The following is a 15,996-nucleotide window of genomic DNA, read 5'->3' as shown; positions in this document are numbered from 1 at the left end:
TTCTGAGCTCGGAGGACCAATCCCCGCGGGGGGCGTTCCGACCTTTCTACACTGGAAGAGCAAATTGGAGAAGCAAACTGGAAAAGCGCAATTGCCGCCTCCCCCTTCTCTCCCGCCCTAGCCCCAAGTCGTCATTCCCCCCTGTTCACCCATGGTCCTGACTGAATCAATCATGCTGCCCCTGGGGTCCACCGCCCCTGATTTTGACCTGTTCGAGGTGGTGACCGGCCAGCGATGTCGCCGATCCGACTTCGATGATCAGCAATTGCTGTTGGTGCTGTTCATCTGCCGTCACTGCCCCTTTGTAAAGCACATTCAAACCCAACTGGCTGACCTGGGACGCGATTATCAGACCCGATCGGTCGGGATCTGTGCCATCAGTGCCAACGATGCTGACCACTACCCCGAGGACGCGCCTTCCAAGCTCCGGGAAATGGCAGAACAGCTCGATTTTCGGTTCCCCCTTTGCTACGACGAAACCCAGGCGGTTGCCCTGGCCTACCGAGCCGTCTGCACGCCAGACTTTTTCCTGTTCGATCACGATCGGCGCTTAGTCTATCGCGGTCAGCTTGACGATAGCCGCCCCGGTAATCACCAACCCGTCAATGGCAAAGATCTGCGGGCTGCGATCGAGGCGGCCCTGGCGCATCAACCCATTCCAAGTCCCCAAAAACCCAGCATTGGCTGCAACATTAAGTGGAAGCCAGGTGTCAACCCCCCAGCGCTGAGGTGAACTCAGTCCATTTCCCTCAGGGTTGACGGGGACTGAGTTTGCAAGAGATCAAAAAAAATATTAATATTTGTAAAGAAGTCGTAAACAGCGGTTTCATTTTCCCTCGGTGCTCAGTGATCGCAGCGGTGGGTTAAGAGAACCGGCCCATTGCTCAATGGGCAGTGCTCAATGGGCTTGGATTCAATTTTTCGTTCGTACACAGTGATGATTAGGACCCCTATGGAGTTGCACGAGATTAAGCGAAACATTGCAAGTGAAGATCCGCAGGATCGCATGAAGGCAATCACAGCTTTGAAAGATCATGCTCCGGAGGTTGCTGTCCCGCTGCTGTTGACCCGGAAAGACGACCGTGAATTTATGATTCGATCCTTTGTGGCGATGGGCCTGGGGTTTAAACAGACACCAGAAGCCTACGCAGCTCTGTTAGAGATTGTGCAGTTTGATCGAGATGTCAATGTGCGCTCCGAGGCTGCCAATTCTCTAGGGAAATACGGAGATGTGGCCACGCCGGTCTTGCTGAAGGCCTTTCGGGAAAACGACCACTGGTTGATGCGCCTGAGCGTATTTCCAATTTTGGAGGCGCTAGCAGAGGCAGGAAAGTTATCCAAGGCAGAGCTTTACGATCTGTGTATGTTGGGGCTGCAGGATAAGGATGTGATGGTTAAAGCCTCGGCCATTGCCCAGCTACAACATTTTGCCGGCACCTCCTACGAAGCGGGTGCGTTGAACGCCTTGACCCAGTGTGCCCAGGCCAAACGCTGGTATGTGCGTCGGCAAACGGCTATGAGCTTGAAGGCCTTCGACACTGAAGCGGCGCAGGACCTGCTGGCGATGCTACAGCGCGATGAAGACCATCGCGTGGTGGCGGCAACCCTGGAGAGCTTGGTGAGCTGAGGGTTCTTGCTGTCAATGGCGCTGCTTCCCAGTGGACAGTAGCAGTCCAGGTTCTCCTTGCCCCCTAAAGCAAATGACATTGGGCTTGCTGTCGCATCAGGTGATCGCACAGCACCAGCGCCACCATGGCCTCCACCATGGGAACGGCCCTGGGGAGAACGCAGGGGTCGTGGCGTCCCTTCGCCGCCAGGATGGTCGCCTCACCCTCCTGAGTGACGGTTTTTTGCGCTTTCCCAATGGTGGCAGTGGGCTTAAAGGCAATGCGCATCACAATCGGTTCACCATTGGAAATACCGCCCTGAATGCCGCCAGATCGATTGGTAACCGTGCGAATGACCCCCTGATCGTCGGTATAAAATTCATCATTGTGTTCCTGTCCGGTCAGGAGGGTTCCGGCAAACCCCGATCCAATTTCAAACCCCTTACTGGCAGGCAAGGACATCACCGCCTTGGCCAAGTCTGCCTCCAGCTTGTCAAAAACAGGTTCTCCTAACCCCTTGGGAAGGTTGCGCACCACGCATTCTACAACGCCGCCAATGGAATCTGCATCCTGGCGAATCTGGTCAATCAGGGCAATCATTTTCTCCGCATAGTCGGCGTTAGGACAGCGCACCATGTTGCTTTCTACCTGGGCCAGGGTCACCTGGGCCGGGTCAATCGGCGCGTCAATGTCTTTAATCCGCTTCACATAGCCCAGCACTTCCACCTGGGCAAACTGGTGCAAGATTTTCTTGGCGATCGCCCCTGCTGCCACTCGCCCAATGGTTTCGCGCGCCGAGGATCGCCCCCCGCCCTGCCAGTTTCGAAACCCATACTTGGCATCGTAGGTGGCATCGGCGTGGGAGGGGCGATAGACCTGGGCCATTTCACTGTAGTCCTGGGGACGGGTGTCCTGGTTGCGCACCAGGATGGCAATGGGCGTTCCCAGGGTCTTGCCTTGAAACACCCCCGAAAGAATTTCACAGCGATCGGTTTCCTTGCGGGGGGTGGTAATGCGACTCTGGCCAGGACGACGGCGGTCTAGCTCCACCTGAATATCTTGGGCGGAAATTTCAATCTGGGGAGGACAGCCATCAATCACCACCCCCACACCACCGCCGTGGGACTCCCCAAAGGTGGTGATGCGAAATAAATGCCCAAATGTACTGCCCATAAACCTCAGCGATCCGAATCATCCGAACCTTTACTATCGCACTTAACGGCGGTCTATGGCTCGGTTCTCACGGTCAAAACCTGGGGGGGTGTCGCATCGGGGGGATAGATGAAATTCACCTGGACCAGAGATTTCTGCTGGGGCTTGAGGGGAATCGACACCAGCGGATCGCCTTGCTGCCCCTGCATTTGCACCAGATGGGTGTAGCGGGTGCGAGGGGTTCCCCGATGATCCTGGAATCGCACCCGAACTGTGCCGCGATAAAAGACGCGATTGGTCGGTGGATTACGAAACTCCAGGCCAGCCTTTTTCTCGTCGGTTTTCAGAGCGGTTTGAAAATGGACTGTGACGGTTTGATCCTCAGGCGTGGGATTGTACAGCGGCAATGTGAGCTGATATTCCACGCCGTAGTTGCCGTGGGCGGCATAGGCGGTGTCGGGGTAGCGCTTGACCAGGGGAGCGGTCTGAATCTGCCCGGTCCCAAAGGTGCCTCGATCGAGACTGCTCAGGGGATAGGAAAAGGCCGATCCTGCTGCAGGAATCGTGAGCCGGTAGGCAGAAGCTTGGGCGCGATCCTCGTTCTGGGAATCTACCACCAGGGCTGTCCATTTTGACCCCTGGGCCACCCCCGCCACCCGTCCATAAATGAGTTGGCCTGGCTGTCCAGGAGGGGTGGGGACCTTGTCGCGCGGACCGGCCACCGCTGCGCGTTGGAGAAGAGTGATCCACTCCTCTAGGGTGGGAGCGCGCTCCTCCCCGGCGGCGGTGGTCTTGGCGAACATGGCCAAGCTGGCCACATGCACTGGGCCGCTGCTACGCAGACGCGCCAGGGTGGACCGGCCATTAATGGGAGGATCTAGCTCCCTCACGGGAATGGGCACATTCAGCAGCATTCGACTTTCCCCAGGCGGGAGGGTGATCACCGCTGGCCAACTCGCCTGACGGCGGCCGCGAAGAATGTCCTGGGTCACGCGATCGCCTGGGCCAGCATAGACCTTGCCCTCAGAATTATCCGCCATGGCCTCCAGCTTAATAAAGGGCGCATCGGGCTGACTCAGGTAGCTAGCCGCTTGCAAAACATCTAAACGCACAGGGGAGGTGCCAGGATTGTGGATCATCACCCCCAGGTACAGGGTTCTTAAATCCTCAGGGCTCAGGGCCTTCGCAATGTGGTGCGCGAATACGTCAAAGCGCCCCGAAAATGCGTGTTCGAGGTGGGCCTCGGGGTGGGCTTTCCCCTGTTTGGGAAAGGTTGACAGGAGGATACCTTCCTGCTGAACCACCTCCGGGCTATTGCTGTTAAACATTGGGGTGGTATCAAGCGACCCAGGAAGAGGCCGAACCTGTTGGGGAACCGTAATGACCTCTGGCGTCGGTGCAGCCGGAGATTGAGCCAGTAGGGCTGAAGCAAGGATCGGTAACATACCCATGAGTTATTCGTACGCTGTAGAGAAAACATAGCGTACTCTGTCCCAAGGGTTACGGCAATATTGTCTAGAATGCGCTGTGAAAGGGCGTAGATCTTCGCTCGGGTCGCTCCGCCACCACCTGCAGGGCTTGCTGCACCGCCTCCTGGACCTGGTGCTTGAGCTCCCGTTTGGCCCGCTCGTACTGGAAGCTAACGCCCTCCACACTGGAGGCATAGAGCGGCGGGAGGCGATTCAAGGCAAAGGTGGCTAGCTCGATGCGGTTCAGGGATTGGGCAAAATCAGCCGAGAAATGTTGAGTTTGATGATCGATTTCCTCATCCACCACCAACTCCATTACATTTTTGTAACTGCCTGCCTGGGAGGAGGACATGCCTACACCTTCAGAAATTCGACACCCTTGTTAGGGTGAACCATCTGCGTACGGAAAGCATCAGGAAATCTGAAATTTTTAAGCCGGGTTTCTGCCACCGTGGAAAGCGCGATCCCAGCCAGCACCCCAGCGCTTCTAGATCTCTCCAGCGCTTCTAGATCTCTAAGGACAGGGCACGATTCCATCAAAATCCCGGTAGTCAATGTAGCGATGGCCCCGAGCCGTCTGGAGAAAAATATCCACAAAGCGATGGTTAAACCGAATCTCTCGGGCGCTATACAGGTGGCGGGCGACGACGGCAATGCCCACTAGCCCAATCATGGCCTCCAGGGTGACAATCACGTTGGCATATTGACTGGTGGGGGACAGGGCCCCGTAGCCCATGGTGGCCAGGGCTTGCACGCTAAAGAAAAAGACATCAAGAAATGATCGGGATCGCGCCAGTAGGAATACCAATGGCCGAGGCCCTCAACCTGAAAGCGACCATCCTTATAGGAAAGATGCACGATGGGGCTGCGGCCCTTGAAGTGAAATGGGGCTGGGCGTTTAGTCATGGGTCTGCATGGGAGACAAGGTCGGATCCAGGGGAAGGGCGTAGCGATCGCGGCTATTGCCCAGGGCAAAGCGCAGCGATGCCACCAGGGATGGATTACTGCTGGTGAAGAATACCCCGAGGGCCAATAGACTCAGGAGGCTGGCACCCAAAAACACATTGGCCAACCCCAACTGCTGGGAAAAGGTGCCAAACACCGGTCCCGCCAGGGCAATCCCAATATCAAAGCCTCCCATACAAACGCTAAACACTCTGCCACGCTCCTCAGTCCCAGCGCGATCGGCCAGAACCGCCGCCATCATAGGCACCAACAGGCCTCCCCCACTGCCTTCCAGAATCCCGGAGAGTAAAAAGGCCATGGGCGTCGTCCATTGCCAAAGCACCAGCATAGAGGCACCATACAGAAGAAGACTGAGGGTGATGAACCGCCCGCGCCCCAGCCGGTCGGCCACTCTACCGGACCCCAGCCGGACCCCAAAGCTGGCGATGGCCGCAGCAGTGTAGTACCAGCCAGGATTAAACCCAATCCCCAACTGGGTGATGTAAAGCGGCATGAAGGTGGTCAAGGTGCCGAAGGTGCCCCCGACGCAAAACATGACCATCGTTAGGCTGCGCAGACGTGGCTGGCCCAGCAATTGCCAAACCCCTGAGGGGGGGGTGGGGGGGCAGTGACGGACCGGGGAGGGACGACGGGCCATGGGATCATCCACCTGCACCATGCAGCCAATCCCAACCCCAGCCAGGATCATCGCCACGGTAAACAAGAGGTCGTATCCCCTTGCCGCCACGAGAAATCCACCCAAGGCCGGTCCCAGGGCCAACCCCAGAGGCGTCACCAGACTCATGCCCCCGAGCACTTCTGCCCGCTGCTGGGGGGGAGCAAAATCCACCACCAGGGCATTATAGGCTGTGGTAAAGGCGGCAACGCTAATGCCGTGAAAGGCCCGCAGCCCGAACACCATCGGCACTGAGGGTAAAAGGAGATAGCCCAGAGGAGCAGCGGCGGCCACCCCCAAGCCAATCAGCAGGACCCGCTTGCGGCTGTGACCGTCTGCCATGGTCCCTAACTGGGGTCTGGACGAGATGAGCCCAATGGCGAAGGCCCCCATGACCAGGCCAACCTGTTGCTCCGTTCCCCCAATATGGCTGATGTAGAGCGGCATAGTGGGGAGCAACGCGGCCAGACTGGCCCAAAAACAGAAACCTGCCGTAAACAAAACGAGCAGGTTGAGGGTGACCCAGCGGGGTAAAAACTTAACGTATTGCAAGGGTGAGAAGCGCTTGGTGGGACGTCGGGGTTGAACTCCGTGTATATAGTTTTAACGCATTCAGCTTTCACCCATTGGATTTTGGCCCATGCGGGGGGGACCCCGAGGCCTCAATGGGGAAGCTCAGGCCCTCTACCCACAAACCTTCGCTGCAGAGACTCATTCCCCAGGGAATGGTCCTAAGCCGCCGTGGAAATTTTGACCGACGCGGGCGTAAACAGGAAAACACCGTTCCCAATCTGGGCCTGATGGCCAGAAATGGCACAGGTGCCGCCGGAGACAAAGTCGGCAATGCGCTGAGCATCCTCATCACCCAGATGGGAAAGATTACAGAGCAGAACCTCGCCAGATTTCAGCGCCAGAACGGCCGCTTCGGTTTCAGCAAAGGATTTGGGAGTTAGAAAGGTGATCCGTTGATTGGCTCCTCCTCCCGCTAAAGGCAGCAAATTATTCATGCAGAGGTACCTTCTGAGTTGATCGCGGACAGGCTGGGAGAGACCCCCATTGGAGTCAAATCTTAAGAGATAAAGGTCAAGAACGCAAAATAATGATCAGCGATCGCTAAAGTTTTTTGCCGCTAGGACTGGGCCTGCCGCATATCGGCAAGCACCAGGGATTTGAGGTCATTTTGGACGGTGGGCACCACGGCCATGACGCGATTCCAGGTGGGAATTTGCAGCCCGGAAGGATCCATAAAATATTCCTTCCCCGCCGGCGGAATGAGCTGTTCAAATTGCTCAACGGTCTGTTCCTCCAGGTGACGATTGTAGGCAAAACCATTACAGCGCGAGTCAATGGCAAATTGCTGAATGAGATCCTGGGCAATGCGCCGATACTTCACCTGCAGCGTTCGGATATGGTCTGGGGTTAAAACCACCTGCTCTAATTCGGTGAAGGTGCGCAGCAGCGATCGCAACACATCGTGGCACATTTTTCGCAACCCCTCTTGAGGGGAGTGTCCCACGGCTTGATGTTTGTGCTCGAACACCCCTAAATCCACCTGGGCAATGCGCTTCAGGGCCACATTGCGATAGACTTCCGCTAAAAAGGCAATTTCCAGGCCCCAGTTACAGGGAACTCTGACATTAAGCGCCAAGTCTCGCCTTAGCGCAAATTCTCCCGAGAGCGGATAGCGATAGGCCATCAGATATCGCAGGTATTGATGATAGCCAAATAGATCGTTCAAGGTGGTGAGCAGGGGAGTAACAAAGAGGCGCACCACTCGCCCATACATCTGGAGGGGATCGCCTCCGAGGCGAGCATAGTAGGCCTTGGTAAAGGCCAGTCCAAATTCCCGCTCTAGCAGTGGATAGAGCAGCTTAATCAGATAGCTTTTGCTATAGGAGGTAATGTCGGCATCGTGCAACACAATCAAGTCAGCTTCTATGCTGGCAACTCCCAGGGCCAACCAAACGGCTAATCCCTTGCCCCGGAAGGATTGAAAATCAAGGCCCTTCGCCTGCAGCTGCATCAGGTAGTCCTTGACCCGCGGTCCATTTTCCCAGATCACCAGGGTTGGCTGGGGCAGCTGCCCAAAAAATTTCACGGCTTCCTGGTAGTCGTTTTTAGAATTGGCATAAAGGCACACCACCACCTGGTGAACGAAGCCTGTACAGCGAGAGATCTGGTCTTTAATGCCCTGAAGGGCGGGTCGCTGGAGCTCATCAAAAAGGGCTGGGATTAATACCGCCGTTGCCTGGTCTTGGCTCAATTCACAAACCAGGGGCTCCAGCACAGCTTCGCTGTGGGAGTAGTCGTGAATGGTGGTGATTAGCTCTTGTGTGTAGTCCATTCTGATCGGTGGTACAGGAGGTCAGCAGTGACAACGGAGGCCTCAGCGTTAATCTTTACAATTCATCTTTACAATTCATCTTTACGTTCCAGTCAACTTTTTGAGGATCTGGTGACGTGATTGGTCAAATCTATCCTCCCCCCCTTAAAATCCATTCAACGGATCCCTTCGTCCTTGTTTGCTTAGCATGGAAATGGAATTGGTTTCAGGGGTTAAGCGGTATAGATTTAACGAATACCGCCTGCTGGTTTAGGGTTTAGGTAGGCTATGGAGCATCCTTTATTGACAACCTATCGGTTTCGCGTCCAGCCCCTCTTGGCGGCAATTTATCCCCCGGACAAGATTGAGGAACTGCTGGAAACCATCTTTGCCAAACTTCAGCCCCTACTGAGGAATAGCGCCGATGAGGATGTCAATAAGTGGAGCCAGGATGATGTGCTGCTCATTACCTACGGCAATAGCCTCATCCAGGAGGGGCAAGTGCCGCTGCAAACCCTGGGGCAATTTTTAGACCGGTTTCTGCAGACGGTCATTACCGGGGTACACATTCTCCCCTTTTTTCCCTACACCTCCGATGATGGCTTTGCGGTCTCCGACTATCGCACGGTGCGACCCGCCCTGGGCGACTGGGGGGATATTGAGGCGATCGCCCAAAATTTCAAGCTGATGGTGGACCTGGTGATCAACCACGTGTCCAGCGAGCACGAGTGGTTTCAGCAGTTTAAAGCGGGACAGGCCCCCGGCAAGGCTTATTTTATTGCCCTTGATCCCCATACCGATGTGTCTCAGGTGGTACGGCCCCGCAGCTCACCTCTGCTGGCCCCGGTGGAGACAAACTCAGGAACCCAATATGTTTGGTCCACCTTTAGCCACGATCAACATGACGTGAACTTTGCAAACCCCGAGGTGTTGCTGGAATATCTGGATATTCTGCTGCTCTATATCCAGAAAGGGGCCAGGCTGATTCGCCTCGATGCGATCGCCTATCTTTGGAAAGAACTGGGCACCCCCTGCATCCATCTGCCCCAAACCCATGCCCTAGTGCGGCTGCTGCGGGAACTGATCCAGCTCATTGATCCTGGCATGGCCATCTTGACGGAGACCAACGTTCCCAACCGCGAAAACCTTAGCTACTTCGGCAGCCGCAATGAAGCCCACATGATCTATAACTTCAGCCTGCCGCCGCTGCTTCTAAATGCCTTGATTCAAGGGAAGTCCGACCACCTCAAAACCTGGATGATGAGCATGCCCCCCGCCCCCGTGGGCTGTGCCTACCTGAACTTCACCGCTTCCCATGATGGAATTGGGGTCCGCCCCGCAGAGGGCTTACTGTCCCCGGCTGAATTTCAGCAGTTGATTACCTGCATGCAGCAGTTTGGGGGCGCAATTAGCCTGCGCCGTCATCCCGACGGCAGTGAAAGCCCCTATGAGCTCAACATTTCCTTCTACGATGCCCTCCAAGGGACCGTTAAGGGCAAGGATCACTGGCAGCAGGATCGATTCCTCTGTGCCCAGACCCTGATGATGTCTTTGGAGGGCATTCCAGCCTTTTACATCCACAGCTTACTGGCCACGCCCAATGACTACGAGGGGATGGCACGCACCCAGCACAACCGGTCGATCAACCGCCGTCAGTGGAACATGGAGGATCTTGAGCCGCTGCTTGCAGATCCCAGATCGATTCCCGCCATGGTGCTCGGCGAACTTTCTCGGCGCATTAAAATCCGGCGACGGCAGGGCGCTTTTCATCCCAACGCCACCCAGTATACGCTCCACCCCATGAATCGGGCGATCTTTGCCTTCTGGCGTCAGAGCATCCCCCGCGATCAGAGCATTTTTTGTATCTTTAACTTGAGTGCGCGATCGCAGCAGCTCAATCTCTCGGCCTTAAATCTCGTGGTCACCGATCCCTGGTGCGATCTGATTTCAGGCCAATGCGTGCAAGACATTTACGATGTCCTGCACCTGAAGCCCTATCAGTGTGTCTGGTTGAGCAATCAATTTTCCGATGCCCATGTTGACCAGCCCTGAGACAATCCTAATCTTCACGGATCTCGATGGCACCCTCCTCAATGCTGAGGACTACCGGTATGATGCCGCGCTCCCGATTCTCAATCGGCTCCAGCAGGCCCATATTCCAATCATCCCCGTCACCAGCAAAACCTTTGTAGAGGTGGAGCAGCTGCGCGATCAAATCGGACTGCGCGATCCCTTTGTGGTGGAAAATGGGGCGGGGATCGTTCTAGAGCTGAATGATTCCCGATTTTCGCTCCAGCCGCCGCCCCTGCGCAAAACTGGCCAACTGCGCAGCTATGGGCAGATCTCCCTGGGCGCGTCCTACCCCCAAGCTCGGGCCGGACTGGCGCGCATTTCCCAGCGACTGGGGCGGGTTCTGGTGGGATTTGGCGATATGACCCTGGAGGATCTCATGGCCCGTACCGGACTATCGTCAGTGCAGGCCCAGCAGGCTCAACAGCGTGATTTTACCGAGCCGTTTGTGACGCCGAAGGATCTCCCTGCACCGCGCTTAGTGCGGGCAGCACAGCAGGAGGGGTTCGAGGTGGTGGTGGGGGATCGCTTTTCTCACCTCATTGCGCCCGGATCGGGCAAAGGTGAGGCGGTTCAGATCTTGGCCGAAGCCTACGGGAGGGGGCAATCCCTTGGGCACCCCCCCACCACCGTGGGATTGGGCAACAGCCCCAACGATCAATCCTTACTGGAGGCGGTCCACCAGGCCATTGTGATTCCCGGCGTTCAGGGTCCCCATCCCCAACTCATCCATCCGGACTGGACCGTGGCGCCCCAGCCGGGAGCGGCGGGCTGGGCACAGGCGGTGGAAGATCTGATCTTTTGAAGGAAGGGTCCTGTTGGGATACTGGGGGTTCCCTGAGGGATCGCTGGCGTTGGCTAGATCTGACCTTAGCGTTTGGAGGGCAAGAACAGGCGGCGCTTTTGCCCTTCGGGGGCATCGGGGGCCGGTCGATATCCCAATTCCGCCCGCAGCTTTTTGTTTTCGGCCTGCAGCGATCTCATTCTGACCTTATACTGCTCTAGCCGATCTTGAAACTGGCGTCGATAGACCTCCGGCAAATCTTGCACCACCCGCTCCAGGGTCTGATTGCGATCGCTGAGATCCTGACAAGACTGCTTCAGGTGGGCAATATCGCGATCGCGCTGGTCAATTTGATCTTGATAAAAGCTAATTTGCTGCTCTAGGGCCTGGACCTCTTCCAGGGTGACGGAGCGTCGAGATGCAGCCAATCCGGTAGGGTCATCCGGGGCCTGGGGTAGGGCCGGCGGATAGGCCTGCACCATCTTAAACAGCTGGGACGAGAGTTGGTTCACCAACTGGTCACGGATCTTGAGCTGTTGTCTGAGGGAGTCCAGGCTCATGGACTCTTGCTGCTCAGGTTCGGCCCCAAAGGATGACGCTTGCTCCACGGACAACTCCACCGTTACGGACAACGCTTAACTGCTTGCTAATTTAGCATCTATATCCCAAGCTGAGGTTATATATTCGCCCCTGGAGGGATTGGCGTCCCTAGGGGGCTGCCGGGCGAGGAGACAGTTCGGATTGGCCGGGTTGGCTGGCCAGCTGACGGATTTGATCCTTAAACTGCGCGGGCGCGATCTTTTCTGCCGAGGCAAACAAAGGCTTGGCCTCGGCCTCGTTCCCCTGGGCCCGCAGGGCAACGGCTTTGCCCACCAGGGGCCGAAAATCCTGCCCATCCAGCTGGATCAGGCTGTTATAGATCGCCAGAGCCTCCGAATATTTTTGCTGCTCAATATACACATCCCCCAGGATGAGCTGAACAGCTGTGGTGTCCACTGCAGGCTCTGCGGTGGCCTTTGCCGCCGCCAGGGTGGACTGGAGCAGTTCCTCCGCGGCACTGGCGCGGTTTTCTGCCAGAAACAGGGCCACTAACCCCTGTAGGGCGTTGGTGTTGCCTGGTTGTCGATCGAGCACCTCCCGGTAGGCGGTGGCCGCCGCCTCACGATCGCCTGCCTGCTGATGGGTTTGGGCCAGCAGAACCGCATAGTCTGGCTGGTCAGGATTTAAATCCTTCAGGCGCGAGAGCGGATCGATTAAATCCTTGGGCTGGCGTGCCCCAAGCTGAATGAGCTTGGCTCGGGTTTCAAAGAGCCCCTGGAGGGCCGTCTGATTCTCTGGCTCCCGATCCACCACTAGCTGATAGCCTCTTTCCTCCTCCTCTAGGCGGGTTTGTTCCGCCGAGGCCGTCAGGGCTGGATTCCCATTGACGGACTCAGAGCTATTAAACAGTCCGCCCAGAATGGGAATTAGGGATAGAGAAATAAACGCTAGACAGGAAAAGCCCAGAATGATCAGCACGGGCCAACGCTTAGAACGGTTTTCCACGGATTGAGCGGTAAAAAAACAACAGAGGCAGGGGAATCTTTCAGATTCCTTACCCTCTTCTCAACCTACACTATCTACCAGGATTCGTCGCAGTGCTCCCAGCATAGCCGATAGGCTTAGTGGGGAATGTAGGCCCCAGGACGTGCGCAGCAGCGGCGAGCGAGCGGCGAGAGCAATCCATCAATCTCAGCTTGTTGTTGGATGTATTGCTTGAGCACTGAAATGGGTGCTGATCCACCAGAAATGAGGCAGTACGAGCGACTCCAGAACACAGGCTTGGGATAGACCTTGCCGAGATGTTCAGCAAACTCTTTGCGGATTAATCGGCTGGAAACGGTTTTCAGGTTATTGACCAATTTGGAGGGTTGAACCTTTGGATTCACCGACATGAGCCAGTAAACATGGTCAGCCTCGCCACTGAACTCGATGAGCTCCCCTTCCCACTTTTGCCGGGTTTGCGCAAAAATCTCTTGAAGCCGATCCAACATGGGTTGAGTGATGCACTTGCATCGGTATTTCGTGCAAGTGACCCATTGAAGGTGAAGGCTGTAGGACAGGCCGAGCAGGTCGACCAGGATTTGGAGGGGTGCCGCCGGGTTTGGAATGATGCGCTAAGGGAGCGCAAAGGCTGGATGGGGTCTCGTAAATGCGCGGTCAATGCCTGTGCTGGGGGTAGCGAGTACATCATCCCAGTGGCTGAGCCATGCCCCCACGTCAAGGTGCAGTGCCAGCGGCTCACCCAAGCTAAACCGGGGAATCCCGACCTGGCGTGACTTAGACGGCAGGGCGCGTCGTTTTGAAAATGCCCCTGGAGAGGGTCTAGTGGGGATGTCCTGTGGGGCATCTCGTCAAGACTCTGTGAACGGGAATCTCCGGCTATAGGCGAAGCGTTAGCGGGATGATCGTCAAAGAATCTTCAACGGCCCCACCGTTGAGTTTCCTCTGGAGCAATTTTATAGTGAGGGTTAGTGAGGAGAAATCAACATTAGACCATGTCCATAATTTTGGTCACAGGGCCGAGTCGGTCCGGAAAAAGTGAGTGGGCGGAACAGATCGCGGCACAGTCTCAACTGCCGGTTTTCTACATCGCAACGGCGCGAGAAGATGTCCATGATCCGGAATGGCAGGCCCGCATTGAGCAGCATCAAAGACGGCGACCGGCGGCCTGGGTAACTCGACCAGTTCCCTTTGCCCTCAGCGACTGCATTGCCCAGGCCGAGGCAGGCGACTGCCTGCTGATTGACTCCCTTGGTACCTGGGTTGCCAATTGCCTGGGCGAGTCGGCAGCCCAATGGACCCAAAAATGTGAGGATCTCCTGGAGACCCTGACCCAAACATCGGCAACGGTGATTCTGGTATCCGAGGAAACGGGCTGGGGGCTTGTGCCTAGCTATCCCACTGGGCGGCTGTTTCGCGATCGCCTGGGGTCGCTGACTCGGGACATCACCCCCCTAACTCAGGCGGCCTACCTGGTTTGCATGGGAATGGCCATAAACCTTAAAAAAATTGGCGTGCCCGTCCCGAAACGTTAAAGCTACGTTAGCCTGGATGCAGAAATCCCGCGGCGCGGGTGTGGCACCCTTGGAAGGATTATGGCATCGACCACGCAGGTAAAACGATTTGTTGCTATCTGGCTACAGCTAGGCAAACGCTTGGTGCATTCAAGTGGGGACGTGCAGGAAAAGCCAGATCGGGTGGTGCAGGGCGATCGCTACAGTCCTGAATTTGATTCCTGCTGGGCCACGCTGTTAGATCAGGCCTCAAATTGGCACCTATCGGGAACGGCCTATACCTTGGCGATGCTGCTAACCCAGGACTGGGAAATTGTGAGCTGCGCCCGCTGCGATCTTCCCATTCCTTTGCAAATTGCTGGCATCAACGATCCGAGCTGTCCCTGTGGGGATATTGAGGGCTGGCCTAACCTGGATTTACCCCTCCCCCATACCCCCATTGATTCGCGCCATCGCCTGGCCTCTATTTTGTGTAAGCTCGATCAGCTAGACGAGGCGCAGTTTCAGAAGCTGGCGGAGCGCTACGCGGTGGCGAGCTAGGGTTAGAGAAATTAGTCGCTGCAAATTCAGGACCTATTCTCGTCCTAGGGGAAACAGCAGCGTGGAGAAGAGTAGACCTGCCGCAAGCAGGCCCGTCAGGAGCACTCCCACGGGAACTTGAATCGAGGTCCACAGGAAGAAGGTGAGGGCGGCGGGAGCGGCGTTCTGGACTGAAAAAATAGCGATCGCCAGCAGTCCCGCTGCCACCACCAAAAGTCGAATCCCAGACAATTTAGAGCCGTCCTCCCAGATCAAACATGCTGCTTAACAGCATCATAACCCCGCCCCCCAAGATAAGGACAGCAAGGATAGCCAGGACCAGATCGAGCGATTCTGGGGAAGAAGTCATGCAGGTTTTACCCCTGGAGCAACGAAGATGGTTTTAGTTTAGCCTGAAATCTGGCCTGGGCCGCTTGTCCGGGGCAAGGATAGTCGGGTCTGCCGGGTTGGATGGAATCTTCTACACTGGTAGGCAATGCTTTGATTCATTCGTTCAATGATGTTAAGGGGAATTTGAATGACCGTTGCACAACTTTCAGCCCGAGATTTTTTCCGTGCCGCCTACGAAAACCGCTACACCTGGGATCAGGACTTTCCGGGATACACCACCGAGGTCGTTTACCATCACAACGGCAAGACCTATGAGGGAACGGCGAAGGTGACGGCGGACCTCAAGGCGGAGGTCACGGGGATTGAGGAGGCCGAGGCGCTCAAGGCAGTTCAGGGTCAGCTTTGGGAAATTGCCATTCATCGCGTTCGCCGGAGCTTTGAGCAAACCCACGGTGCGAATACCTTTTCCTACGGAGATCTAGATGAGTCCGGTGCCCAGGAGATTTTGATGGGGGGCAAGTCAGAGGGCGATCGCTACAAGGTTGCGAATAACGAAGTATCCATGGTTCATCGCCATATCCATGGGGTTGTGGTTACCATCAACACCTTTACCAGTCACGACACTGGAGAAGGCTATCTTTCCCACACCTACGATTCGGTCTATCACGATCCTCAGACAGGAGAGCAAAAGGGGGGCAAGAGTAACTTTGTGGATGAGTACGAACAGGTGGGAAGCTATCATATCCTGACCCGCCGCGAGATTGTCACCGAGGGCGATCCTGCTGATGTGCAAGAGTTTATCTTTAAGAATATTCAGCTCTTATAGTTTGTAATGGCTTGGCAATAGCAGCAGCGCGAGGCAGATTTTTTTGCTTCGCGCTTTGCCTTTTAAAGACAGTTAGAGCGACAGGCGGTGGGATAGATACGACTCTAACTTTTATAAATTTATAAATCGGGAAACATGCACGGTAACCGTCCCAGGGTCGAACGAAAAAATGAGCGTTTTAGGGTCGCCAGTCGATTAAGATACAGAGCATGAGTTCT

19 protein-coding genes are annotated in these 15,996 nt (G+C 56.0%); 8 read left to right on the top strand and 11 right to left on the bottom strand.

The window, feature by feature from the left end:
* The first annotated feature begins 151 nt into the window (after nucleotides 1–151).
* Together QQ91_RS11960 and QQ91_RS11955 are read left to right on the top strand one after the other, a co-directional pair.
* Entirely contained in the window at nucleotides 152–733 is a 582-nt protein-coding gene (locus QQ91_RS11960; protein ID WP_166282329.1) for a thioredoxin family protein, read from the top strand.
* A 204-nt stretch (nucleotides 734–937) separates the two neighbouring features.
* Nucleotides 938–1,627, top strand: coding sequence for a HEAT repeat domain-containing protein (locus tag QQ91_RS11955; RefSeq protein WP_236096169.1), 690 nt, complete (start codon nucleotides 938–940; stop codon nucleotides 1,625–1,627).
* 64 nt (nucleotides 1,628–1,691) lie between these two features.
* On the opposite strand, the gene aroC is transcribed toward QQ91_RS11955, so the two are convergent.
* From aroC to QQ91_RS11920, 7 genes are all read right to left on the bottom strand, one after another.
* Nucleotides 1,692–2,780: a chorismate synthase gene (gene aroC / locus QQ91_RS11950; RefSeq protein ID WP_166282325.1), complete on the bottom strand. Its 1,089-nt coding sequence runs from the start codon at nucleotides 2,778–2,780 to the stop codon at nucleotides 1,692–1,694.
* 53 nt (nucleotides 2,781–2,833) lie between these two features.
* Nucleotides 2,834–4,204, bottom strand: a complete 1,371-nt coding sequence (locus QQ91_RS11945; protein ID WP_166282358.1) for a DUF3370 domain-containing protein — start codon at nucleotides 4,202–4,204, stop codon at nucleotides 2,834–2,836.
* 70 nt (nucleotides 4,205–4,274) lie between these two features.
* On the bottom strand, nucleotides 4,275–4,580 hold the full coding sequence (locus tag QQ91_RS11940) for a late competence development ComFB family protein (RefSeq protein ID WP_236096168.1): 306 nt from the start codon (nucleotides 4,578–4,580) through the stop codon (nucleotides 4,275–4,277).
* Nucleotides 4,581–4,742: 162 nt separating this feature from the next.
* Nucleotides 4,743–5,036, bottom strand: a complete 294-nt coding sequence (locus tag QQ91_RS11935) for an ion channel (RefSeq protein ID WP_236096167.1) — start codon at nucleotides 5,034–5,036, stop codon at nucleotides 4,743–4,745.
* A 90-nt stretch (nucleotides 5,037–5,126) separates the two neighbouring features.
* On the bottom strand, nucleotides 5,127–6,401 hold the full coding sequence (locus tag QQ91_RS11930) for an MFS transporter (RefSeq protein WP_166282323.1): 1,275 nt from the start codon (nucleotides 6,399–6,401) through the stop codon (nucleotides 5,127–5,129).
* A 179-nt stretch (nucleotides 6,402–6,580) separates the two neighbouring features.
* Nucleotides 6,581–6,856 (bottom strand): cell division protein SepF, encoded by a 276-nt coding sequence (locus QQ91_RS11925; RefSeq protein WP_166282321.1) that lies wholly within the window; start codon nucleotides 6,854–6,856, stop codon nucleotides 6,581–6,583.
* A 122-nt stretch (nucleotides 6,857–6,978) separates the two neighbouring features.
* Nucleotides 6,979–8,193, bottom strand: coding sequence for a glycosyltransferase family protein (locus tag QQ91_RS11920; RefSeq protein WP_166282319.1), 1,215 nt, complete (start codon nucleotides 8,191–8,193; stop codon nucleotides 6,979–6,981).
* A gap of 267 nt (nucleotides 8,194–8,460) precedes the next feature.
* On the opposite strand from QQ91_RS11920, the gene QQ91_RS11915 reads away from it, so the two are divergent.
* Nucleotides 8,461–10,224: an alpha-amylase family glycosyl hydrolase gene (locus QQ91_RS11915; RefSeq protein ID WP_166282317.1), complete on the top strand. Its 1,764-nt coding sequence runs from the start codon at nucleotides 8,461–8,463 to the stop codon at nucleotides 10,222–10,224.
* Complete coding sequence (locus tag QQ91_RS11910; protein WP_166282315.1) at nucleotides 10,208–11,047, top strand: HAD-IIB family hydrolase; 840 nt, start codon at nucleotides 10,208–10,210, stop codon at nucleotides 11,045–11,047. Before QQ91_RS11915 ends, QQ91_RS11910 begins: the two co-directional genes overlap by 17 nt.
* A gap of 65 nt (nucleotides 11,048–11,112) precedes the next feature.
* Here the strand turns inward: QQ91_RS11910 and QQ91_RS11905 are convergent, their stop codons facing one another.
* The 3 genes from QQ91_RS11905 to tnpA form a co-directional block, all read right to left on the bottom strand.
* A complete protein-coding gene (locus QQ91_RS11905; protein WP_250833343.1) occupies nucleotides 11,113–11,658 on the bottom strand; it encodes an Npun_F5560 family protein in 546 nt (181 codons plus the stop codon).
* Between the two features lie 76 nt (nucleotides 11,659–11,734).
* Complete coding sequence (locus tag QQ91_RS11900; RefSeq protein WP_166282310.1) at nucleotides 11,735–12,571, bottom strand: tetratricopeptide repeat protein; 837 nt, start codon at nucleotides 12,569–12,571, stop codon at nucleotides 11,735–11,737.
* Nucleotides 12,572–12,687: 116 nt separating this feature from the next.
* Nucleotides 12,688–13,149, bottom strand: a complete 462-nt coding sequence (gene tnpA, locus QQ91_RS11895; RefSeq protein ID WP_375340948.1) for an IS200/IS605 family transposase — start codon at nucleotides 13,147–13,149, stop codon at nucleotides 12,688–12,690.
* A 54-nt stretch (nucleotides 13,150–13,203) separates the two neighbouring features.
* Between tnpA and QQ91_RS11890 the strand changes: the two genes are divergently transcribed.
* The 3 genes from QQ91_RS11890 to QQ91_RS11880 all read left to right on the top strand — a co-directional run bounded on the left by QQ91_RS11890 (nucleotide 13,204) and on the right by QQ91_RS11880 (nucleotide 14,622).
* Nucleotides 13,204–13,344 (top strand): hypothetical protein, encoded by a 141-nt coding sequence (locus QQ91_RS11890; protein WP_166282308.1) that lies wholly within the window; start codon nucleotides 13,204–13,206, stop codon nucleotides 13,342–13,344.
* A 219-nt stretch (nucleotides 13,345–13,563) separates the two neighbouring features.
* Nucleotides 13,564–14,103, top strand: coding sequence for a bifunctional adenosylcobinamide kinase/adenosylcobinamide-phosphate guanylyltransferase (cobU, locus tag QQ91_RS11885; protein WP_166282306.1), 540 nt, complete (start codon nucleotides 13,564–13,566; stop codon nucleotides 14,101–14,103).
* A gap of 60 nt (nucleotides 14,104–14,163) precedes the next feature.
* Nucleotides 14,164–14,622 carry a hypothetical protein gene (locus QQ91_RS11880; protein WP_166282304.1) on the top strand — a complete coding sequence of 153 codons (459 nt, stop codon included), beginning with the start codon at nucleotides 14,164–14,166 and terminating at the stop codon, nucleotides 14,620–14,622.
* A 33-nt stretch (nucleotides 14,623–14,655) separates the two neighbouring features.
* On the opposite strand, the gene QQ91_RS11875 is transcribed toward QQ91_RS11880, so the two are convergent.
* Nucleotides 14,656–14,853 carry a DUF1049 domain-containing protein gene (locus tag QQ91_RS11875; protein ID WP_166282302.1) on the bottom strand — a complete coding sequence of 66 codons (198 nt, stop codon included), beginning with the start codon at nucleotides 14,851–14,853 and terminating at the stop codon, nucleotides 14,656–14,658.
* Nucleotides 14,854–15,139: 286 nt separating this feature from the next.
* Here QQ91_RS11875 and QQ91_RS11870 point away from each other — a divergent pair, with 286 nt between their 5' ends.
* Nucleotides 15,140–15,778 (top strand): DUF3386 domain-containing protein, encoded by a 639-nt coding sequence (locus tag QQ91_RS11870; RefSeq protein ID WP_166282300.1) that lies wholly within the window; start codon nucleotides 15,140–15,142, stop codon nucleotides 15,776–15,778.
* Nucleotides 15,779–15,996: the final 218 nt, after the last annotated feature.

It is taken from the genome of Lyngbya confervoides BDU141951, assembly GCF_000817775.3.
GTDB lineage: Bacteria > Cyanobacteriota > Cyanobacteriia > Thermosynechococcales > Thermosynechococcaceae > Lyngbya > Lyngbya confervoides.
This window is presented reverse-complemented; position numbering and strand designations above follow the sequence as displayed.